Origin of the sequence: Paracoccus sp. NFXS7, assembly GCF_040148865.1 — a bacterium.
GTDB classification, from domain to species: domain Bacteria; phylum Pseudomonadota; class Alphaproteobacteria; order Rhodobacterales; family Rhodobacteraceae; genus Paracoccus; species Paracoccus marcusii.
On record NZ_JAKEKV010000001.1, the window covers coordinates 222,238 to 244,511 of the forward strand.

19 protein-coding genes are annotated in these 22,274 nt (G+C 68.7%); 13 read left to right on the plus strand and 6 right to left on the minus strand.

Annotated features, from left to right (window positions below; translation table 11 throughout):
* Positions 1-12 precede the first annotated feature (12 nt).
* A complete protein-coding gene (locus LZ686_RS01175) occupies positions 13-945 on the minus strand; it encodes a class I fructose-bisphosphate aldolase (RefSeq protein ID WP_139085662.1) in 933 nt (310 codons plus the stop codon).
* A gap of 204 nt (positions 946-1,149) precedes the next feature.
* Between LZ686_RS01175 and LZ686_RS01180 the strand changes: the two genes are divergently transcribed.
* Positions 1,150-1,410, plus strand: a complete 261-nt coding sequence (locus LZ686_RS01180) for a hypothetical protein (protein WP_127898607.1) — start codon at positions 1,150-1,152, stop codon at positions 1,408-1,410.
* Positions 1,411-1,438: 28 nt separating this feature from the next.
* Here the strand turns inward: LZ686_RS01180 and LZ686_RS01185 are convergent, their stop codons facing one another.
* On the minus strand, positions 1,439-2,641 hold the full coding sequence (locus LZ686_RS01185) for a phosphoglycerate kinase (RefSeq protein WP_273743274.1): 1,203 nt from the start codon (positions 2,639-2,641) through the stop codon (positions 1,439-1,441).
* Positions 2,642-2,817: 176 nt separating this feature from the next.
* On the opposite strand from LZ686_RS01185, the gene LZ686_RS01190 reads away from it, so the two are divergent.
* From LZ686_RS01190 to glmM, 7 genes are all read left to right on the plus strand, one after another.
* Positions 2,818-3,324: a peptidylprolyl isomerase gene (locus tag LZ686_RS01190; RefSeq protein WP_042251774.1), complete on the plus strand. Its 507-nt coding sequence runs from the start codon at positions 2,818-2,820 to the stop codon at positions 3,322-3,324.
* Entirely contained in the window at positions 3,317-3,994 is a 678-nt protein-coding gene (locus tag LZ686_RS01195; protein WP_045984131.1) for a peptidylprolyl isomerase, read from the plus strand. Before LZ686_RS01190 ends, LZ686_RS01195 begins: the two co-directional genes overlap by 8 nt.
* Before the next feature lie 174 nt (positions 3,995-4,168).
* Complete coding sequence (locus LZ686_RS01200; RefSeq protein WP_349546750.1) at positions 4,169-6,712, plus strand: putative PEP-binding protein; 2,544 nt, start codon at positions 4,169-4,171, stop codon at positions 6,710-6,712.
* A 324-nt stretch (positions 6,713-7,036) separates the two neighbouring features.
* Positions 7,037-7,633 (plus strand): cell wall hydrolase, encoded by a 597-nt coding sequence (locus tag LZ686_RS01205; RefSeq protein WP_052714635.1) that lies wholly within the window; start codon positions 7,037-7,039, stop codon positions 7,631-7,633.
* A 41-nt stretch (positions 7,634-7,674) separates the two neighbouring features.
* Positions 7,675-8,472, plus strand: a complete 798-nt coding sequence (locus LZ686_RS01210) for a dihydroneopterin aldolase (RefSeq protein ID WP_349546751.1) — start codon at positions 7,675-7,677, stop codon at positions 8,470-8,472.
* Between the two features lie 6 nt (positions 8,473-8,478).
* Positions 8,479-9,471 (plus strand): dihydropteroate synthase, encoded by a 993-nt coding sequence (gene folP, locus LZ686_RS01215; RefSeq protein ID WP_502921978.1) that lies wholly within the window; start codon positions 8,479-8,481, stop codon positions 9,469-9,471.
* Positions 9,468-10,811, plus strand: a complete 1,344-nt coding sequence (glmM, locus tag LZ686_RS01220; protein ID WP_349546752.1) for a phosphoglucosamine mutase — start codon at positions 9,468-9,470, stop codon at positions 10,809-10,811. Before folP ends, glmM begins: the two co-directional genes overlap by 4 nt.
* Before the next feature lie 72 nt (positions 10,812-10,883).
* Here glmM and LZ686_RS01225 read toward each other — a convergent pair whose 3' ends face one another.
* Both LZ686_RS01225 and dksA read right to left on the minus strand, forming a co-directional pair.
* A complete protein-coding gene (locus LZ686_RS01225; protein WP_349546753.1) occupies positions 10,884-12,002 on the minus strand; it encodes an FAD-dependent oxidoreductase in 1,119 nt (372 codons plus the stop codon).
* Between the two features lie 67 nt (positions 12,003-12,069).
* Entirely contained in the window at positions 12,070-12,492 is a 423-nt protein-coding gene (dksA, locus tag LZ686_RS01230; protein WP_045984066.1) for an RNA polymerase-binding protein DksA, read from the minus strand.
* 174 nt (positions 12,493-12,666) lie between these two features.
* Between dksA and LZ686_RS01235 the strand changes: the two genes are divergently transcribed.
* The gene (locus LZ686_RS01235) at positions 12,667-13,509 is read left to right on the plus strand and encodes an AAA family ATPase (protein WP_349546754.1); all 843 of its coding nucleotides are present in this window, start codon (positions 12,667-12,669) and stop codon (positions 13,507-13,509) included.
* A 105-nt stretch (positions 13,510-13,614) separates the two neighbouring features.
* Positions 13,615-14,901, plus strand: coding sequence for an O-acetylhomoserine aminocarboxypropyltransferase/cysteine synthase family protein (locus LZ686_RS01240; RefSeq protein ID WP_349546755.1), 1,287 nt, complete (start codon positions 13,615-13,617; stop codon positions 14,899-14,901).
* A gap of 50 nt (positions 14,902-14,951) precedes the next feature.
* On the opposite strand, the gene LZ686_RS01245 is transcribed toward LZ686_RS01240, so the two are convergent.
* On the minus strand, positions 14,952-15,947 hold the full coding sequence (locus tag LZ686_RS01245) for an SIMPL domain-containing protein (protein WP_349546756.1): 996 nt from the start codon (positions 15,945-15,947) through the stop codon (positions 14,952-14,954).
* Between the two features lie 201 nt (positions 15,948-16,148).
* Between LZ686_RS01245 and LZ686_RS01250 the strand changes: the two genes are divergently transcribed.
* Positions 16,149-19,088: a hypothetical protein gene (locus LZ686_RS01250; RefSeq protein WP_349546757.1), complete on the plus strand. Its 2,940-nt coding sequence runs from the start codon at positions 16,149-16,151 to the stop codon at positions 19,086-19,088.
* A 6-nt stretch (positions 19,089-19,094) separates the two neighbouring features.
* On the opposite strand, the gene LZ686_RS01255 is transcribed toward LZ686_RS01250, so the two are convergent.
* Positions 19,095-20,102 carry a TraB/GumN family protein gene (locus LZ686_RS01255; RefSeq protein ID WP_349546758.1) on the minus strand — a complete coding sequence of 336 codons (1,008 nt, stop codon included), beginning with the start codon at positions 20,100-20,102 and terminating at the stop codon, positions 19,095-19,097.
* Between the two features lie 184 nt (positions 20,103-20,286).
* Between LZ686_RS01255 and LZ686_RS01260 the strand changes: the two genes are divergently transcribed.
* Both LZ686_RS01260 and groL read left to right on the plus strand, forming a co-directional pair.
* Positions 20,287-20,574 carry a co-chaperone GroES gene (locus tag LZ686_RS01260; RefSeq protein ID WP_045981205.1) on the plus strand — a complete coding sequence of 96 codons (288 nt, stop codon included), beginning with the start codon at positions 20,287-20,289 and terminating at the stop codon, positions 20,572-20,574.
* 45 nt (positions 20,575-20,619) lie between these two features.
* Entirely contained in the window at positions 20,620-22,266 is a 1,647-nt protein-coding gene (gene groL / locus LZ686_RS01265) for a chaperonin GroEL (protein WP_304614491.1), read from the plus strand.
* Positions 22,267-22,274: the final 8 nt, after the last annotated feature.

Consider the following 22,274-nt stretch of genomic DNA (forward strand, 5'->3'; position numbering starts at 1 on the left):
TCGTCCGTTTGGTCAGGCGTCCTTGCCCAGATAGATGTCGACCAGCTTGCCCAGCATCGCCAGCGCATCCTCGCGCGACCGCTGAAAGCTGTTGCGCCCGATGATCGAACCGTTGCCGCCGCCATCGCGGATCGCGCGCGCGTCGTCATAGACCGCATCGGTCCCCTTGGCCGCCCCGCCCGAGAACACCACGATGCGGCGTCCGCCAAAGCTGGCCTGCATGCAATGCTCGACCCGCTTGGCCTGGCTGGACACGTCGATCGCCTTCTCCTCGTAGACCTTCTTGGCCTCGGGCAGCATCAGGTGGTCGGTCGACAGCTTGATCTTGATGATATGCGCGCCGATCAGCGCCGCGATCTGGGCGGCATAGGCGGCCACGTCGATCGCGGTCTCTCCGTCCTTGGTGATCGCCTCGCCGCGCGGATAGGACCAGATCACGGTCGCGACACCCTTGGCCGCGGCCTCGCGGCGCATCTCGACGATCTCCTCGAACATGTCCAGCGCCATGTCCGACCCCGGATAGATCGTGAAGCCGATCGCAGCGCAGCCCAGCCGCAGCGCGTCATCCACCGATGCGGTGATCGCCTGGTTCTTGCCCGCCGTGCCCGACATCAGGCTGTTGGCGCTGTTCACCTTCAGGATGGTGGGGATCTGGCCTGCAAAGGTGTCCGCACCCGCCTCGATCATGCCCAGCGGCGCGGCATAGGCGTTCAGCCCGGCATCGATCGCCAGCTGATAATGGTAATGCGGGTCATAGCCGGCCGGGTTCGGCGCAAAGGACCGTGCGGGACCATGCTCGAACCCCTGGTCCACGGGCAGGATGATCATCTTGCCGGTGCCGGCCAGCTTTCCGGTCATCATCATGCGGGCCAGCTGCGCCTTCACGCCCGGCGTCTCGCCCTCGTAATTGGCCAGGATGCGGCGCACCGTGTCGGTCATCTGCATGGGTCTCTCCTATCATTGTCGGCTGCTGGATAGCATGCGCCGGACCCGCGGCAATGCTGGTTACGCTAACAAATTCAGGCAGATGCGGTTTTCCGCCGCGTCGCGGCGCGGGCGATCGCTAAAAGCTTAATCACAGATGAATCGATTTTCTGACGAATTGTCCGCATCCTGCCTGGCAGGGACAGACCCCGACAGGAGGATGCCATGTTCATGACCACGACCCTGGCCCATTATCAGCTGCCGATCTTCGGCATCGGGTCCAGCGCGCTGGAAACCCGCATCGGCGCGGACCAGCGGACGGTCTGGATGCGCCCCATCACGGCGGGTGCCAGCCAGACCGAACTGCTGCCCGCGTCCACGGTGCAATCGGCGGAACGCGTCACCCCGCCGATGGCCTATGCCCAGTGGCTCAAGATGCTGTGGGCCTATGAGGACGGCGCCAAGGCCGCCCAGACCGGAGGCTAGGGCGCGCCGCCACCGGCGCGCCGTTCGCTCAGCGCTTGGCGGCTTCCAGTGCTGCGACGCCCGGCAGGGTCTTGCCCTCCATCCACTCTAGGAACGCGCCTCCGGCGGTCGAGATGAAGGTGAACTCCTCCGCAGCACCCGCCTTGTTCAGCGCCGCGACGGTGTCGCCCCCACCCGCGACCGACACAAGCTGTCCCTGCGCGGTCAGTTCGGCCGCGGCGCGCGCGGCGGCGTTGGTGGCCGCATCGAAGGGCTCGATCTCGAAGGCCCCCAGCGGGCCGTTCCAGATCAGCGTCTTGCAGGCGGTCATCGCCTGACGCAACGCCTCGACCGTCTCGGGGCCGGCATCCAGGATCATCGCATCGGCCGGGCACTGATCGACGGGCAGCGTCTCGGACGCTGCGCCCGCCTTGAACTCGCGTGCCACGACGATGTCCACCGGCAGGTGGATCTTGCAGCCGGTGGCATCGGCCTTCTCCAGGATGGCACGGGCGGTATCGGCCATGTCGCGCTCGGCCAGCGACTTGCCGACCTCGACGCCCTTGGCCACCAGGAAGGTGTTGGCCATGCCTCCGCCGATCACCAGATGGTCGACCTTCTCGACCAGGTTCGTCAGCAGGTCCAGCTTGGTCGAGACCTTGGCACCACCCACGACCGCCATCACCGGCCGTTGCGGATCGCCCAGCGCCGCGTCCAGCGCCTTCAGCTCTGCCTCCATCAGGCGACCTGCACCCGCATACATCAGCCGCGCCAGCCCCTCGGTCGAGGCATGGGCGCGATGGGCCGCCGAGAAGGCATCGTTCACATAGGCACCGCCCAGCGCCGCCAGCGATGCGGCGAAGGTGCCGTCGTTCTGTTCCTCGCCTGCGTGAAAGCGGGTGTTCTCCATCAGGGCCACCTGCCCCGGCTGCAGCGCCGCAACGACGCGCTTGGCTGGACCGCCGATGCAGTCGTCGGCGAAGACGACCGGCTGGCCCAGCGCCGCCTCCAGCGCGGGAACGATCTGGCGCAGGCTCATGCCTTCGACGCGCTGTCCCTTGGGGCGGTCGAAATGCGCAAGCAGCACGGGGATGCCGCCCTTGGCCTGGATGTCCTTGACCGTCGGTACGATCTTGTCGATGCGGGTGGTGTCGGTGACCTGACCGTCCTCGACGGGGACGTTCACGTCGACCCGGGTCAGCACGACCTTTCCGTCAAGATCCATGTCGTCGATGGTGTTGAACTTTGCCATGTCGCATCCTTCAGGGTCCAAGAGTTGGCGAACTTGTCCCGCATGGCAGGCGCGGCGTCAACCGCGCCCGGTGGATGCGCGCGCCCCTGCCGGTCGGACCCCATAACGGTTTCGCGCGTTGCGCAGGGCAGCGACAGACCCTAGATCAGGGGTCGCACCTGACAAAGGAGGGCCTCATGGCCGAGATCAAGGACCCGGAAAACACCATCGTCATCCAGCTCAAGGACGGCCCCGTCGTCATCGAGCTGCTGTCCGACGTGGCCCCCAAGCATGCCGAGCGCATGAAGGAACTGGCCCGCGCCGGCGCTTATGACAACGTGGCCTTCCACCGCGTCATCGAGGGTTTCATGGCCCAGACGGGTGACGTGGCCCATGCGAACATGGAAAAGGACTACAACCCCGGCCGCGCCGGCACGGGTGGATCGGACAAGCCGGACCTGCCGGCCGAGTTCTCCAAGCTGCCCCATGACCGTGGCACCATCGGCGCCGCGCGGTCGCAGAACCCGAACAGCGCGAACAGCCAGTTCTTCATCAACTTCAAGGACAACCATTTCCTGAACGGCCAGTACACCGTCTATGGCCGCGTCATCGAGGGGATGGAGCATGTCGACAAGATCGCCCGTGGCGAGCCGCCAGTGAACCCGGACCGCATGATCAGCGTCAAGGTGGCCGCCGATGCGTAAGGCCGCGCTGATTCCGGCCCTGCTGATGCTGGGCACCGCCGCGACCGCGCAGGGGACCAACCCGCAGGTCGAGGATACCGACGGCCCGAACATGGTCATCGAGGTTGCCGATGCCGAAGGCACGTCCAAGGGCACGATCGTGCTGGACCTCCGCGAGGATCTGGCGCCCAACCACGTCGCCCGCCTGGTCGAGCTGACGAATTCGGGTGCCTATGACGGCGTGGTGTTCCACCGCGTCATCGACGGCTTCATGGCGCAGACCGGCGACGTCGAGAACGGCCGTCAGGACGGCGACACGGCGATGGCCGGGATGGGCGGTTCCGACCTGCCAGACCTGGAGGCCGAGTTCACCGAACAGACCTTCGACCGCGGAACGGTTGGCATGGCCCGTGCCATGGACCCCAACAGTGCCAACAGCCAGTTCTTCATCGACCTGGCCCCGGCGCCGTTCCTGGACGGTGAATATACCGTCGTGGGTCAGCTGATCGAAGGCTGGGACGTGCTGGACTCCATCAAGAAGGGCGACGCCGCCACCAATGGATCGGTGTCTGAGCCCGACTACATGATGACCGTGACCATCGCGGACGGTGACACGGCCGCCCCCGCGGAGGAGGCACCCGCTGCCGACGCCCCGGCCGAGGAAGCCCCGGCGGAAGACGCCGAGGGCTGATCCCCATGCGATCCGATCAGGGGGCCACGGTCCCCTGATCCCCCTCCCTGCGGGGATATCCCTTCTTTCATCGACGATCCAGCGCCATGCGCGGACGCGCCGCATGGTCCTCTGCTGCACTGCCGCATAATGGCCTTGCGGGACTGCGGTCGCCGCCCCTAGGATGCCGGGGTCATGACCAGCGCACCCCCACCCGCCACCGCATTGCAGATCACGCCCTCGGCCCCGATCAGCCGCGAGCTGCATGGGTGGCGTGCGAAATGCCTGCAGCGGCTGGTCCGGATGCAGCTTCCCGTCCCGCGCAGCTTTGCGATCCCTGCCGACACCGTCCGCATGATCGCCCAGGGACGGCGCATTCAGCCCGACGCCCTGTTGGACATCTTTGCGGGCAGCGGCTTGGTCAGCGTGCGCCCCTCGGCCGCGATGCCGGAATGGGGCGGGCCCGGAACCGTCCTGAACGTCGGCATCAACGATGCGCTGCACGCGCGGCTGGCCGAGGTGATCGGGCGCGACAATGCGGACGCGGTCTATCTGTCCTTCGTCCAAAGCTATGCGATCCATATCGCGCGGCTGGACCCTGACATGTTCACGCAGGACGGCCCCGATGCCCTGGCGGCCAGCCTGCGGCACTACCAGGACGAGATGGACCAGCCCTTCCCCCAGGACCCCACCGAACAGCTGTCCGAGGTGCTGCGGAGCATGGCGCGTGCATGGGACGGGCCGACCGCCCGCCTGCTGCGTCAGGCCAAGGGTGCGCCCGCGGATGCGCCCTTGGGTCTGGTGGTGCAGGAAATGGCGCTGGCGCTTGGTCCGGGCATCTGCGGATCGGGCACGATCCAGTTCATCGACCCCGTCACCGGTACCCCGCGCGTCACCGGACGCTTTCGCGGCCAGCGCCATGGCGCGACCGTCGGGGCGGGCGCCGAGACGCTGTTCCTGACCCGCGACGACCGCGGCCCCGCGCTGGAGGACACCGCGCCCGAGATCTTTGCCGACCTGGTCCGCTTCGGCATCGCCGCCCGCGAGCGCCTGCGCGAGGAGATGCAGATCGAGTTCGTCGTGACCGAGGGCCGGATCAGCGTCATCGACGCCACCCGCGTGGCTCGCGGCAGCCGCGCCGGCGTCCGCATCGCGGTCAGCCTGGCGCGCGACGGGATCATCCCCCCCGAGGAGGCGCTGATGCGCGTCGAGCCCCGCGCCCTGGCCGACCTGCTGCACCATCAGGTCGACCCGCGCGCGCCCCGCGACGTGATCGCGCGCGGCATCGATGCCAGCCCCGGGGCCGCCACCGGGCGCATCGTCTTTTCCGCCGCCAGCGCGCAATCCGCCCATGCACGGGGAGAACCCTGCATCCTGGTGCGGCGCGAAACCGTGCCCGAGGACATCCGCGGCATGCACGCCTCGGTCGCGGTGCTGACCGAGCGGGGCGGCACGACCAGCCATGCGGCGGTGATCGCCCGCGGCCTGGGCCTGCCCTGCATCGTGGGCGCCAGCGGCCTGACCATCGACGCCCGCGCCCGCACCGTACGTGCCGGATCCCGCATCCTGCACGAGGGCGACGAGATCACCATCGACGGCAGCTCTGGCGAGGTTCTGGCGGGCGCGGCCGTCCTCCTGCCCCCCGCGTTGGACGATGCGTTCACGCAGCTGATGGACTGGGCCGCGGATGCGGGCGGCATGGGCGTGCGCGCCAATGCCGACACCCCCGAGGACGCCCGCGCCGCCCGGCGGTTCCAGGCCCAGGGCATCGGCCTGTGCCGCACGGAGCACATGTTCTTCGACGCCGAACGCCTGCCCGCCATGCGCGAGATGATCTTTGCCGACACGCCCGAGGACCGGCGCCTGTCCCTGGACCGCATCCTGCCCATGCAGCGCCAGGATTTCGCCAGCCTGTTCGAGATCATGGCAGGCCTTCCCGTCACCATCCGGCTGTTCGACCCGCCGCTGCACGAATTCCTGCCCCATGACCGCGAGGGGCTGCGCGAGCTGGCCGAATCGCTGGACCTGCCCCTGTCCGACGTGACCCGCCGCGTCGAGGCGCTGACCGAGTTCAACCCGATGCTGGGCATGCGGGGGGTGCGCCTTGGGATCACGGTTCCCGAGATCTATGACATGCAGGCCCGCGCGATCTTCGAGGCGACCGTTCTGGCCAGCCGCAAGGGCGACCCCGTCGTCCCCGAGATCATGATCCCGCTGGTCAGCGCCATGCGCGAGGTCGAGCTGGTCAAGACCCGCATCGACGCCGTCGCGGCCGCCGTCAGGAACGAGATGCGCACCGATTTCACCTATCGCCTCGGCGTGATGGTGGAAACGCCGCGTGCCGCCCTGCGTGCCGGGGACATCGCGGCCCACAGCGCCTTCCTGTCCTTCGGCACGAACGATCTGACGCAGATGACCTATGGCCTGTCGCGCGACGATGCCGGGCGCTTCATGGGGACCTATGTGGGCCAGGGAGTCTATGCCGAGGATCCCTTCCATGTCCTGGATCAGGACGGGGTCGGAGAGCTGTTGCTGATCGGCGTGCAGCGGGCCCGCGCGCAGGCTCCGGGCATCACCCTGAGCGTCTGCGGAGAGCATGGCGGCAACCCCGAATCCATCGCGTTCTGCCATCAGGCGGGCGTGGACTACGTGTCCTGTTCACCCTTCCGCGTGCCGGTCGCGCGGCTTGCGGCGGCGCAATCGGCCATCAGAAACCGCCCGCCTGTGCCCCGGTCGTGATTCTGCAACTGCAAGTTGCTGATTTGGCTGGACATAACATCTGACCGCTACACCCATGTGCCGGAAGTTGCCGGTTTCCGCGCAACAGCGTGGCGGATTGCTGCCCAAAACTGCCCCGAACGGGCCGGTTCCGGGCCTCACGCCGAAGTGGGATGGCACAGCAGATGCCGAAAATCCTAATCACATCGTCAGCCCGCCCGGCGTGACAGACCATCCCTGTCGACCGGGCATTAATGCCCCGTCAACACGGGACCTTGTATAGGACTGTACATGCCCAAGCTGTCGAAACGGCTGGCGCACGCTCTTTTATGTGCGGCAACAGCCATGCCCCTTCTGACGACCACTGCCCTTGCCGGGGGAAACGGATCGCTTTTTTCCGCCGATACCGGCATGTTCGGTGCTTTGCAAGCCGCCGCGAACGCGCCGCGGCCCACGCCGCTGCTTTATACCGACGCGATGCCCGTCACGGTCGAGATCACTCCCGATGAGCCCGTCGAAACCCTGCATCTGGCCAACACGCGCAAGGTGATTTCCCGCGCCGATCTGGACTGCATGGCAGAGGCCCTCTACCACGAGGCCCGCGGCGAGGGCCGCCAGGGTCAGATGGCCGTGGCCGAGGTCATCCTGAACCGCGTCGACAGCGGCGCCTTTCCCCGCACCGTCTGCGGCGTGATCAACCAGCCCAGCCAGTTCAGCTATACCATTGGCGGTGCCAAGCCGATCCGCAACAAGGCTGCCTATCTGCGTGCCCAGGACATCGCGGCCGAAGCCCTGGCCGGCGCACCGCGCCAGTTGACCGGTGGCGCCACCTATTTCCACACTCCGGCAGTCAGCCCGTCCTGGTCGCGCCGTTTCCAGCGCACCGTCCAGATCGGCCGCCACATCTTCTATCGCACCAATCAGCGCGTCGCCTCGAACTGAGGTCTGCGGCGGGGGTTGCCCGCGCCGCGGATTTGCTGTGAATGGCGGATATGGAACATCCCGACCGCATCTTTCTGCGCGACCACGTCCTTTCGGCCGAGATCGGCGCCTTTCAATCGGAACGCGGCCTGGATCAGCGCCTGCGCTTCAACCTGACCGTGGATCTGCGAGAGACCGTCGCGGGCAGCGGCGATCATGTCGACGCCGTGCTGTCCTATGACGTACTGACGCAGGCGGTCGACACGGCGTTGGCCGATCAGCGCTACAACCTTGTCGAGACGCTGGCCGAACGCATCGCCGCCGAGGTGCTGGCCCATCCCCGCGCCGCCCGCATCACCGTCAGCGTCGAAAAGCTGGACCGCGGTCCGGGCGCCCTTGGCGTGTCGATCATCCGTCATCGGGGCCGCGTGCCCGCCACGGGCGTGGCCGCACAGGTGGCGATCCTTGTGCACGCCCCCGGCGCACCGCTGGCCACGGGGGCGGTCGTGATCGTTCCGGGCGCCCAGCCCATGACCGATGACGGGCCGCATGCCCGCCGCTTGGCGCTGTTGTCGCTGGATCAGGCCGCATGGCGGCTTGGCGGTGACCTGGGCATCGAGGTGGCAGAGACCCGCACCGAACTGGACGCTGCGATCCAGCTGCGCCAGCCGGTGATCTGGGCGCCCACGCGTCTTGCCGCCGATGCCCCGGATGCAGGCGACGGTCCCGACAGCCTTGCGCTGTGGCTGGCGGGGCGTCTTGGGGCCCATCACATCGATTTCGCTGGCCCCGCCGACAGGCCGCTGCCGGTCGTACCGGACGGGTTGGCGGTCAGCGTCGCGCATCTGCGCACCGCCTGACATCTGATGATGCAGGACAGCCTCTACTATCGCCCGATACCGCAGGATCAGGGCGGCCGCTGGCCCCTCGCCGGGGGGTGGACGGGGTTCACGCACCTGGAATGCCTGCAACGCGGCGCGGCCCCGCGCATCGTCGACAGCGCACCCGATCGCGTGATGGTGGCCCTGACGGCCCCGCGGCCGTCCGTCCTGGGCCTGACGCTGGACCGACCGCGATTGATGGGCATCGTCAATGCGACCCCCGACAGCTTCTCGGACGGCGGCCGGTACGATCCTGCATCGCAGGCGCGGACCCTGGCGGCGGATGGGGCGGACCTTTTGGACATCGGCGGCGAATCCACACGTCCCGGAGCCGAGGAGATCGCCGTCCCGGACGAGATCGCCCGCATCCTGCCCGTGATCGACGCCGCCCGCGGCCTGTTGCCGATATCGGTCGATACGCGCAAGGCCGCGGTCGCGCAGGCGGCGCTTGCCGCCGGGGCCGGTATGGTCAACGACGTGTCGGGCTTCGATTTTGACGCGGGACTGGCACCCCTGGTGGCCGGTGCCGGGGTGCCTGTCTGCCTGATGCATGCGCAGGGACTGCCAGCCACGATGCAGGACGACCCGCGTTACGACGACGTGCTGCTGGACGTCTATGATGCCTTGGCCGCACGCATCGACCGGGCGGTCCGGGCGGGCATTCCCGCTGATCGCATCGTGATCGATCCGGGCATCGGCTTCGGCAAGACGGAGGCGCATAATCTGGCGATCCTGCGGCGGATTTCGCTGTATCATGGGCTGGGCTGCCCGATCCTGCTGGGCGTGTCGCGCAAGCGTTTCATCGGCCGGATCGGCGGGGCCGACCTGGCGGCAGCGCGCATGCCCGGCACGCTGGCCCTGACGGTCGCGGCCGTGGCCCAGGGGGTCCAGATCCACCGCGTCCACGATGTCGCGGAACACGCACAGGGGCTGCGCCTGATCGCGGCCCTCAACAAGAACGGGAAGGCAGGGACATGAGCAGAAAGCTTTTCGGCACCGACGGGGTCCGCGGGCGCGCCAACACCTATCCGATGACCGCCGAGATGGCGCTGCGCCTTGGCGCCGCCGCCGGTCGATACTTTCGCCGCGACGGGCGCAACCGGCACCGCGTGGTGATCGGCAAGGACACGCGCCTGTCGGGCTACATGTTGGAAAACGCGCTGACGGCGGGGTTGACCAGCACGGGCATGAACGTGCTGCTGCTGGGCCCGGTGCCGACGCCCGCGGTCGGGTTCCTGACGCGGTCGATGCGGGCCGATCTGGGGATCATGATCTCGGCCAGCCACAACCCGGCCGAGGATAACGGCATCAAGTTCTTCGGTCCCGACGGCTTCAAGCTGTCCGACGAGGCCGAGGCCGAGATCGAGGCGCTGGTCGCGGGCGCGCTTGACCCCGTCGCCCCGGCCAGCATCGGCCGGGCCAAGCGGATCGACGACGGTCGGGGCCGCTACATGGAATATGCCAAGACGACCTTCCCGGCCAAGCTGCGGCTGGACGGGCTGAAGGTGGTCTTGGATTGCGCGAACGGCGCGGCCTATCGCGCCGCGCCCGACGTCCTGTGGGAACTGGGCGCGGATGTGATCCCCCTGGGCGTCGAACCGGACGGGTTCAACATCAACGACGGCGTCGGAAGCACGCATCCCCAGGCCTGCGCCGATGCGGTCCGTGCCCATGGCGCGCATCTGGGAATCAGCCTGGACGGCGATGCCGACCGGGTGGTGATCGTGGACCAGACGGGCCGCGTGGCGGATGGTGACCAGATCATGGCGCTGTTGGCCGGGCGGTGGGCCGAACAGGGCCGGCTTGCATGCGGCGCGCTGGTCGCCACGGTCATGTCAAACCTGGGGCTGGAGCATTACCTGACCGCACGCGGCCTGCGGCTGGAGCGGACGCAGGTCGGTGACCGCTATGTGGTCGAGCGCATGCGCGAGGGCGGCTTTAACCTGGGCGGCGAACAGTCTGGTCATATCGTGATGACCGACTATGCCACCACCGGCGACGGGCTGGTGGCCGCGATGCAGGTGCTGGGCGCGATGGCCGAGACGGGTCGGGCGGCAAGCGAACTGGTCGCGCAGTTCGAACCCGTGCCGCAGATGCTGAAGAACGTCCGCTATGCCGCGGGTGCCGATCCGCTGGCAGCCGAGCCGGTCAAGCGCATGATCGCGGATGCCGAGGCGCGTCTGGCCGGGTCTGGCCGGGTGCTGATCCGGAAATCGGGGACCGAGCCGCTGATCCGGGTGATGGCCGAGGCCGAGGACGAGGCCGTCCTGCGCGAGGTCGTCGACGGCATCGTCGCGGCGGTCGAACGCGCAGCCTGATTTGCGTCCCGCGGCGGCCGGGGGGCTATGCGCCCCCCGGACCCCCCGTCGCGGAGGGGTGCCGATGGCGGGTCAGGGTATCTGTCCCACGGGATCGAAGTCATAGAGCCAGTCGAAACGGCCGGGCATCAGCGACGGCGCCAGACGGTCCGCCACGCGCAGCACCGAATGCGCGCCGATCCGCATGACACCCCCGAAATGATAGTTGCGGGCATTGGCGTTCGCCGCATCGACGATGCGGGTCACGCGCGGCTGGCGCAGCGCCTGATAGCGGGCCAGGGCCTGCGGCTGATCCGGGATCGCATCCAGGCAGGCGGCAAGCGTCCAGGCGTCCTCGATGGCCATGCCTGCGCCCTGGGCCAGAAAGGGCAGCGTCGGGTGGGCCGCATCGCCCAGCAGGGCAAGCCGGTCGTCATGCCAGCGCGCCGCGACCGGATGGCGGAAGAGACCCCACACATGCGTATGGTCCACCTGGGCCAGCCAGCCCGGCACCGGCCCGCCCATGCCCGCAAAGGCCGCGCGCAGGCGGTCGGGGTCGCCCGGATGGGACCAGCCCTCGTCCTGCCAGTCCGGGCGTTCCTCGACGGCCACGATGTTGCGCAGGCCGCCGGGCAGCGGATAGCTGACCAGATGCCTGCGCGCGGCCATGAAGACCTGCGCGACGGGCGCGCCTCCGGGATCGGGGATCAGGGCGCGCCATGCGGTCTGGCCGGTGAAGAATGGCACCTGCTGGCCGTTCAGCGCTGCCCGATGCGTGCTGCGCAGCCCGTCGGCGGCGATGGTCAGGCCATCGGCATCAGCCGCCGTCACGCCAAGCTGGATCGTCACGCCCGCCTGCCGTGCCGCATCGGCCAGCAGACCGATCAGCCGGGCGCGGTGGATCAGCAGGAAGCGCGCCTCCGGGCGATGCGCCCGAAGGTCCATGCGCAGCACGCGCCTCCCGCGTTCGTCGTTCAGCTGTACCGCGTCCGTGCGCAGCGCGGTGCCATCCAGCGCGGTTCCCAGGCCAAGCGCATCCAGCACCCGCACCGCATTGGCCGAGATCTGGATCCCCGCGCCGACCTCGCCCAGTTCGGGCGCGCGTTCCAGGACCGTGACCTGCGCCCCGCGTTGCGCCAGGGCCAGTGCCGCCGTCAGACCGCCAATGCCGGCACCGATGACGGTTACGGGGCGATTTCGAAGCGCGGACATGGTTCGGTCCCCCGGATGTGACAAGGCCCCGCACCGGGCGGGGCCTGGCGCGGTGCCGACGGATGGATCAGTCGTCGCGATGGACGCGTTCCTTGCGCTCGTGACGCTCCTGCGCTTCCAGCGTCATGGTGGCGATGGGACGGGCATCCAGACGACGCAGGCTGATCGGCTCGCCGGTCATCTCGCAATAGCCGAAATCGCCGGTCTCGATGCGGCGCAGCGCGGCGTCGATCTTGCTGACCAGCTTGCGCTGACGGTCGCGGGTACGCAGTTCCAGTGCGCGGTCGGTCTCCTCGCTGGCGCGGTCGGCCAGGTCGGGAACGCTGCGGGCGCTGTCCTGCAGTCCTTCCAGGGTCTCGGCCGACTGGCTGAGCAGTTCCTGCTTCCAGGCCTCAAGCTTCCGCCGGAAATATTCGAGCTGACGCTCGTTCATGAAGGGTTCGTCCTCGGCGGGACGATAATCCTGGGGAAGGAAGGTCTGGGCTTTCATTACGTCCTCCGGCGGCGCCGGGCGGAGCAAAATTACCGGCACCTTGCGCGGTCCCTTAAAGTATGACGTGCTGCTTGTCACTAGGGTTCAGGGCGCTAATGATGCGCGGCGTGCAATTCGCCGCAACTTTGCGGGCAGTTGCGGCCAAGCACCTTGCGCTAAAGGAGAGTTTTCATGCAGTTCACGGGAACCGACCGCTATGTGGCCCCGCCCGATCTGGCCCTGGCGGTGAACGCCGCCGTCACGCTGGAACGCCCGCTGCTGGTCAAGGGAGAGCCCGGAACCGGCAAGACGGAGCTGGCCCGGCAGGTCGCCGCCAGCCTGGGCATGCCCATCATCGAATGGCACGTGAAGTCCACGACCAAGGCGCAGCAGGGGCTGTACGAATACGATGCGGTCAGTCGGCTGCGCGACAGCCAGCTGGGCGACGCGCGGGTGAACGACGTGTCGAACTATATCCGGCGGGGCAAGCTGTGGCAGGCATTTGCCGCCCCCGCGCGGGTCGTGCTGCTGATCGACGAGGTCGACAAGGCCGATATCGAGTTTCCGAACGACCTGCTGCAGGAACTGGACCGGATGGAGTTCCATGTCTACGAAACTGGAGAGACGGTGCGCGCCGCGCACCGGCCCGTGGTCATCATCACCTCGAACAACGAAAAGGAGCTGCCGGACGCGTTCCTGCGGCGGTGCTTCTTCCATTACATCCGGTTTCCCGATGCCGCGACCCTGCGCGCCATCGTCGAGGTGCATCACCCGGGGCTGCAACCGCGCCTGCTGGACAGCGCGCTGTCCCAGTTCATGGAGCTGCGTGACGTGCCGGGGCTGAAAAAGAAGCCCTCGACCAGCGAGTTCCTGGACTGGCTGAAGCTGATCCTGGCCGAGGACCTGTCGCCCGAGGATCTGGCCCGCGATCCTGCGACGATGCTGCCCAAGCTGCACGGCGCGCTGCTAAAGAACGAACAGGACGTAGCCCTGTTCGAGAAGCTGGCCTTCATGGCGCGCCGCCAAGGCCGCTGAGGAGAGGATTTCCCCTGCCCCGGTCCCCCGCCGGAGGAGCCTTTTCCCGATTGCCGCCCGCCCGACCCGGCGACTAGGCTTGCGCTACATCGGAGGGAGGACACCATGAGCGATCAACAGGGTTTCGACACGCGGGCGATCCATGCGGGGGCGGCCGCCGATCCGGCGACCGGGGCGCGGCAGGTGCCGATCTATCAGACGACGGCCTATGCCTTCCGCGACGCCGACCACGCCGCGCGCCTGTTCAACCTGCAGGAGGTCGGATACATCTATTCGCGCCTGACCAACCCGACCGTCGCGGCCCTGCAAGCGCGCGTCGCGGCGCTGGAGGGGGGTGCGGGCGCGGTCTGCTGTTCGTCGGGCCATGCGGCGCAGATCATGGCGCTGTTTCCGCTGATGGCGCCGGGGCGCAACATCGTGGCCTCGACGCGGCTCTATGGCGGCACGGTGACCCAGTTCAGCCACACGATCCGGCGGTTCGGATGGTCGGCCAAGTTCGTCGACTTCGACGACCCTGAGGCGCTGCGCGCGGCGATCGACGACGACACGCGCGCGGTCTTCTGCGAATCGATCAGCAATCCCGGCGGGTCGGTCACCGACATCCCGGCGGTCGCGGCCATCGCGGATGCGGCGGGGATCCCGCTGATCGTCGACAACACGCTGGCCACCCCCTATCTGTGCCGCCCGATCGAGATGGGCGCGACGCTGGTCGTGCACAGCCTGACGAAATACATGACCGGCAACGGCACGGTCACCGGCGGCGTGGTCGTGGACAGCGGCACCTTCGACTGGTCCGCCAGCGACAAGTTTCCCAGCCTGTCGGCCCCGGAACCCGCCTATCACGGGCTGAAATTCCACGAGACCTTCGGCAACATGGCCTTCACCTTTCACGGCATCGCCATCGGGTTGCGCGATCTGGGCTTGACCATGAACCCGCAGGGCGCGCATTACACGCTGATGGGGATCGAGACGCTTGGCCTGCGGATGGAACGCCATGTCGCCAATGCGCAGAAGGTCGCGGCGTGGCTGGAGGCCGACGACCGGGTGGAGCGGGTGACCTATGCCGGCCTGGACAGCTCTCCGTGGAACGCGACGGCGCGCCGGCTGTATCCCAAGGGCGCCGGGGCGCTGTTCACCTTCGCGATCAGGGGCGGCTATGCGGCGGCGGTCAAGCTGGTCGATGCGCTGTCGCTGTTCAGCCATGTGGCGAACCTGGGCGATGCGCGGTCACTGGTGATCCATTCGGCCTCCACCACCCACCGCCAACTAACAGAGGATCAGCAGCGCGCCGCCGGTGCCGCCCCCGAGGTCGTCCGCCTGTCGGTAGGCATCGAGGATGCGGACGATCTGATCGCCGACCTGGATCAGGCCCTGGCCAAGGCCACGGCCTAACGAAACGGGCCGGGGGTCGCCCCCCGGCCCGTCCCTGCAATGTCATCCGATCAGTTCGCCGGCGTCTCGGGCAGCGGCTCGACGATGCCGGGCACGATCGGTTCGTCCGGCGCAGGCGCGCCGTCGCCGGGCATCGGCGGGTGCACGGGGCTGCCGTCAGGCCCTCCCGCCGGACCACCGGCGGGGCCGCCATGCTCCGGACCTCCATGTTCGGGGCCACCATGCTCAGGCCCACCATGCTCGGGGCCGCCATGACCGCGGTCGCCGTGATGCATGCCCATACCGTGCGGCGGCATCGGCGCACAGGCACCCTCTCCGGCCAGCGCGTATTCGATCTCGACCTGGGCGGCCATCTCGACCTCTCCGGCCTGGACGGGCACCGCATCGGCCATCGCGGCCTCCATGCGCATCATCGGGCGCGGGCCGCCCGTACCGGTCTGAATGTCGCGCAACGTCAGCACCGGGCCCAGGTCGACGCCCGCCGCCTCTGCCAGCAGCTCGGCCTTGCGGCGTGCGTCGGTCACGGCATCGCGGCGGGCCTGATCCTGCGCCTCGGCGCCATCCTCGCGGCTAAAGGTGATGCCGTTGATTTCATTGGCACCCGCGGTGACGATGGCATCCAGAACCTCGCCCAGACGGGCCAGGTCGGACACGCGCACCGCAACGGTGTTCGTCGCCTGATAGCCGGTGACGGTCGGGGCTTGGTTTTCGCCATACTGCATCAGTGGGTTCAGGTTCAGCCCCGAGGTCTGGATCTGCGCCTCGTCGATCCCGGCACCGGTCAGCGCCTCGATCACCGCGCTCTGCTGGGTGTTGTTCTGCTCCATCGCGGCGGCGGCGCTGTCGGCCTGCGTGGTCACGCCCAGCTGGACGGTCGCCATGTCGGGGGCGATGCGGGACTGCCCCTCTCCGGTGACGGTCAGGCGCGACGGACCGGCCGGACCGCAGGCCATGGGCGCGGCAAGGGCGGGTGCGGCCATCAGGGCGGTCATGGCCACGGACAGGGCCAGCCGTCTTGCAGGGGGGGCACGGAAGATCGGTCGCATCAGGGGATCCTTTCTGATCGCGTGTTCGCTCCGGCGTTGATGCCCTGCCCGATGCCCGCTTCCTAGCCCTTTCACGCGCAAATCCGATCACAGATATGGCAGTTCTTCTTTCAACGTTCCACAATTTGCGGTAGTGGTGATTGGTGAACAATGACGTCGCGGGCACGACCACGCGACGCACCCCGAGCAGTGAAGACAGCCATGAACCAGCACGCCGCGCCACCCGAATTCGCCATGAGCTTTACCCAGGAGGCGGTCCGGCTGGAATGCCGCAACGGCCCGGATTGGCGGCCCCTGGGCCATGCCCGCTTCGCCGGCGGCGACATGGCCGCCGTGCTGAACGGGCTGCGCGAGCAGGCGGGCGGCCAGGCCGGGGAACTGGACACGGTCCTGGTGATCCCCGACGATCAGATCCTGTACACGGTGCTGACGGTCCCCTTCGGCTCGGACACCGCTGCAACCATTGCGCGCGCGCTGGAGGCGTCGACCCCCTATCGCGCCGAGGATCTGGCCTTCGACTGGTGCCCCGCCACGAACGGCGACATCGAGACGTTGCGCGTGGCCGCCGTCGCCCGCCGCACCCTGCACGAGGCCGAGGATTTCGCCCGCGCCCAGGGCTTTCGCCCATCCGGATTTCAGGCGCGGCCGGGCGACGACCGGTTCCAGGGCAATCCCGATTTCGGCCCCTCGCGGCTGGTGCAGGAACAGTACAACCGCCGGCCCTTCAGCGAGCCGGTCCTCAGCCAGGCGCGCGTGACCGCCCCGCAGATCGAGATCGAACAGCCGGTCGTCGCGGCGGTGCCGTTCGTATCGCGCATCATCCCGCATGTGGTCGCGGTCCCGGCAGCGGTCTCGGTCCAGCCCGCCACCGACACCGTCGCGCCCCCGACGGGTGAGACGCCTGCCGCGGTGATCCGCCACGGCAGCGGGCCTCTGACCGCAAAGCGCCTGTCGCCTCGCGCCGAGGCCGTGCACAGCCGCGCCGCCGCCGCACGGGCGGAACGCGACGCGGCCGCACCCGCCGAAGACGTCGCACCGACGCTGTCCGACCGCCTGCGCGCCCTGGACCCGGCGCGTCTGCCCGTCCTGGTGGGCGGGCTGGCCCTGCTGCTGGTCGTGGCGCTGCTGTTCCTTGGCCGCCCCGCGCCGCAGGAGGAGCTGGCCCAAGCCCCCGCTCCGCAGGCCCCCGTTCCGCAGGCCCCCGTTCCGCAGGCACCTGTCCAGCAGCCCCCCGTCGCGGCACAGCCGCAGCAGACGGCACCCGCCCCGCAAGCGGCCATCCCTGTCGCGCCCACGACGCCGGTCGACCCCGCCCCTGTGGCACAGGAACCGCAGACCGCGCAGACGACGCCTGAACAGCCCGACGCCCTGGATCAGGCCCTGGCCGAGGCGCTGGCCCAGGCCCGTGCGCCTGCCCCTGCATCGACACCGGTCGCCGTGCCGCCTGCAGCATCGATGATCGCCGATCTGACGGCCGCCCCGGCTGCCACCGCGACCGCCGAAGTTGCGCCCGCCGCGGAGCCGACGCCCGCCGAACCCGCACCCGCAGCGACCACGGCGACTGCAGCGGCACCCGCGACGCCGGCACCCGCTGCAACCGCGCCGACCCCGTCCGCCGCGCAAACCGCCGCCGCGCAGGCCGAGCAGTTGGCGCGCTCGGCCCGTCCGCCCCGGGCGACCCCGGCCGCGGCCTCCGTACCCGCCACGCCCGACCGCCAGCCGACGGTTCCGGCCAATCCGCTGCCATATGGCATGCAGAACCAGCCGGCGGCACCCGTAGCAGCCGCGCGGCCGCCATCGCGCCCCGCCGCGGCACCCGTCGCGCAGTCCGCTCCGGCTTCGGCGCCGGCCAATCGCCCCGCAGCAGCGGCGGCTCCCGCGCAGGCCGCCCCGGCGCAGACCACCGCCACCCCGGCGTCCCGTCCCCCCAGCCCGGCCCAAGCGCGTTCCGCCCCGGCCCGGCCTGCGACCGAGGCTGCGGCTGTCCCGGCACAACCGTCAGCCCGCCCACCCTCGCGCCCGGACCGGCTGTCCCTGCTGGACGAAGGCAGCGCGCCCGAGCAGACCGCGGCCCTGACGCAGGCGGAACGCGACCTGATCATCGGTCAGCTGCGCAATCTGCGGACCGCACAGGCAGGCAACACGCCGCTGAGCCAGGCCGAGCGCGGGTTGGTCTTCCAACTGGCCGACGCCAGGCCCGCGCGCCGGCCGGTCTCTGTGCGCGCACCGTCGCAACAGGCGGTGCAGGACGCCGTGGCACAGGCCGTCGATGCCGCCCGCCCCGCCCCGCGGGCCAGTGCGGCGGCCAGTCTTGCTGCACCCCGTCCCGCGGCCATCGATCCCGGCCCCACCGCCGCACCGTCGGGCGCCATCCTGCGGTCGGCACGCCCGAACAGCCGGCCCGGCACGCGCACCGTGGCCAGCCCCGCGGTGTCGGAACAGGCCGTGGAGGATGCCATCGCATCGGCCATCGGCAACAGCCCTGCCGCGCCCGGCGCGGTGGCGCTGACCGCGCTGACATCGTCGGCCATTCCGCCGCGCCGTGCCGGTGGCGCCGCCGTCAACGCGATGGTGGCTACGGCCGCCCCGGTCGCCGCGGCCCTGTCGCCGTCGTCGCCCGACCTGCGCGCCGCAGCCGAGGCGCAGTCGGCCGAGGCCGCGATCGCCGAACAGCGCCGGCAGGATGCCGAATTGCAGGCCCAGGCCGAGGCGCGCGCCCGGTCACAAGCCGCAGCCGACGCCCGGGCCGAGGCTCAGGCCCGCGCCCAGGCCGAAGCCCGCGCCCGCGCCCAGGCCCAGGCCGAGGCGCAGGCCGCAGCGTCGCGCAACCAGCAGTACCGCCCGCCCGAGGTCGACAGCGAGCCCGAGGTCATGGCCGCCGTCCCGCAGAACGCCATCGGCAATGCCGCCGCCAGCGCGACGGTCAAGGACGGCATCCAGCTGAGCAGCACCCAGATCATCGGCACGATCGGCGCGGGCCGGGCAAGCCGGGCATTGGTCCGCCTGTCCAACGGTCGCGTGCTGACGCTGCGCATCGGCGACCGCATCAACGGCGGCACCATCAGCGAGATCGGCGACAGCCGCATCACCTATCAGAAACAGGGCCGTGCCCACGCACTTGGCGTCCTGAACGGCCAATAGATCCGATCACCCGTCCAGACGGGTGATCGTGAAGCCCTCGTCCTGCAGCAGCGACAGGACCCCCGCCTCTCCGGGCAGGTGCAGCGCACCGAAGGCTGCGACAATTCCCTCATCCCCGGCCTCGGCGGCACCCTCCAGCAGCGGTGCGATCCACGCGCGGTTGCGATCGTCCATCAGCCGGGTCTGGGCCAGGTCCATCTGGCGATCGACCTCTTCCCTGGACAATCCGGAATTGGCATAGGCGTCGAAACGCCCGAATTCCCAGATCTTCCAGACATCCCCGTCGAAATAGGCATCCGTCAGCGTCACCGCGTAATCGTCGGCATAGCTGGCCGCCGGCAGGCTTGCGCGGATCATGTCCAGCTCCTGTTCGGGCGTCAGGCCCTCGAACAGGCCGAAGATGGTGTCCCACGGCTCCAGCGAACGGACGGGCGTGCCCGCGCCCTGCGCCTCGGCCACCAGCAGGTGGTCCAGGCCGCCGGACTCTCCTCCCTGCTCGGCCATGGTGCGGACCATGCAGGGAGAGACGCCCAGCATCAGCGCGACATACCAGGGCCGCATCTGGGCGGTGATGACACCCGGCGTGCCGCGATCCGACATGGCCTGCGACAGTGCATCCCATTCGTCGGGCGACAGGCGTTCCGGCAGGGTGGGCCCGTCCGGATCGACCATTAGGGTCGGATCCTCGGTCAGCGCCTTGGTCAGGCGGGCCTCCTCGGCGGGGGCGGCCTCGACGTAGAGCGCATGGGCCTGATCTATCAGCGGGCGGACACGCTCGATCATCGGCTGGTGGCGCGCATCGCCGAAATGATAGGTGCCCACCAGCGTGATGCGCTGATCGTCGCGTACGGCCTGGTACAGCAGGCCCTGGCGAAAGGGGACGTCGCGGCTGGCGGCCTCGATCGCCGCGGCGCGTTCGGCGGGCATGGTGTCGAACAGGTTCTGGCCGGTGCAGGCGGCCATCGCGCCATGTCCCGACAGGGCGAACAGGGCGGCGGCAATCGTCAGTCGCATGGGTATCCTTGCTGGTCCGTCAATGGCCGCCAGACTGTCATGTTTGCCCCCCTGCCGCCAGACACCAGACCGCGATGACCCGTTGACAGCCTTGGGCGATTTACCTATCTAGCCGTCATTGGCACTCGCAGCCGGTGAGTGCCAACAAAGAAACACTGCAACCTGAATCAAGGAGTGTTCGACAATGGCATTCAAACCGCTGCATGACCGCGTGCTGGTCCGTCGCGTCCAATCGGAAGAGAAGACCAAGGGCGGCCTGATCATCCCCGACAACGCCAAGGAAAAGCCCGCCGAGGGCGAGATCATTTCCGTGGGCGAAGGCGCGCGCAAGGATTCGGGCGAGCTGATCGCACCGTCGGTTTCGGCTGGCGACCGCGTCCTGTTCGGCAAATGGTCGGGCACCGAAGTCACGGTCGACGGCGAAGAGCTGCTGATCATGAAGGAAAGCGACATCCTGGGCGTGCTGAGCTGATCGGCCCCAAGACGCTTCCTTCCCCCAACATTCAGGAGATTTTCCATGGCTGCTAAAGAAGTCAAGTTCGGTACCGACGCGCGCGACCGCATGCTGCGCGGCGTGAACATCCTGGCCGATGCCGTCAAGGTCACGCTTGGTCCCAAGGGCCGCAACGTGGTCATCGACAAGTCCTTCGGTGCGCCCCGCATCACCAAGGACGGCGTGTCGGTCGCCAAGGAGATCGAACTGTCCGACAAGTTCGAGAACATGGGCGCCCAGATGGTCCGCGAAGTCGCTTCGCGCACCAACGACGAGGCTGGTGACGGCACCACCACTGCGACGGTCCTGGCCCAGGCCATCGTCAAGGAAGGCATGAAGGCGGTCGCCGCCGGCATGAACCCGATGGACCTGAAGCGCGGCATCGACCTGGCCACCTCGAAGGTCGTCGAGGCCATCAAGGCCGCCTCGCGCCCGGTGAACGACAGCGACGAAGTCGCGCAGGTCGGCACCATCTCGGCCAACGGCGAAGCCTCGATCGGTCGTCAGATCGCCGACGCGATGCAGAAGGTCGGCAACGAGGGTGTCATCACCGTCGAAGAGAACAAGGGGATGGAGACCGAGGTCGAAGTCGTCGAAGGCATGCAGTTCGACCGTGGCTACCTGTCGCCCTACTTCGTGACCAACCCTGACAAGATGGTCGCCGATCTGGAAGACGCCTATATCCTGCTGCACGAGAAGAAGCTGTCGTCGCTGCAGCCGATGGTTCCGCTGCTGGAAGCCGTCATCCAGTCGGGCAAGCCGCTGGTCATCATCTCGGAAGACGTCGAGGGCGAGGCTCTGGCCACGCTGGTCGTCAACAAGCTGCGCGGCGGCCTGAAGATCGCTGCCGTCAAGGCACCGGGCTTTGGTGATCGTCGCAAGGCGATGCTGCAGGATCTGGCGATCCTGACCGGCGGTCAGGTCATCAGCGAAGACCTGGGCATGAAGCTGGAGAATGTCGGCATCGACATGCTGGGCCGCGCCAAGAAGATCACGATCAACAAGGACACCACCACCATCGTCGATGGCGCCGGTGACAAGGCCGAGATCGAGGCACGCGTCAGCCAGATCCGTCAGCAGATCGAGGAAACCACCTCGGACTACGACAAGGAGAAGCTGCAGGAGCGCGTGGCCAAGCTGGCCGGCGGTGTTGCCGTGATCCGCGTCGGCGGCATGTCCGAAATCGAGGTCAAAGAGCGCAAGGACCGCGTCGATGACGCGCTGAACGCGACCCGTGCAGCTGTCCAGGAAGGCGTTGTCGTCGGCGGCGGCGTGGCTCTGGTGCAGGGCGGCAAGGTTCTGGAAGGCCTGGCCGGCGCAAACAGCGACCAGGACGCAGGCATCGCCATCGTCCGCCGCGCGCTGGAGGCCCCGATGCGCCAGATCGCCGAAAACGCAGGCGTCGACGGCGCCGTCGTGGCCGGCAAGGTCCGCGAGTCGACCGACAAGTCGTTCGGTTTCAACGCCCAGACCGAGGAATATGGCGACATGTTCAAGTTCGGCGTGATCGACCCCGCAAAGGTCGTCCGCACCGCGCTGGAAGACGCCTCGTCGGTGGCCGGCCTGCTGATCACGACCGAAGCCATGATCGCCGAGAAGCCCGAGCCCAAGGGCCAGGGCGGTGCTGGCGGCGGCATGCCCGACATGGGCGGCATGGGCGGGATGATGTAATCATCCCC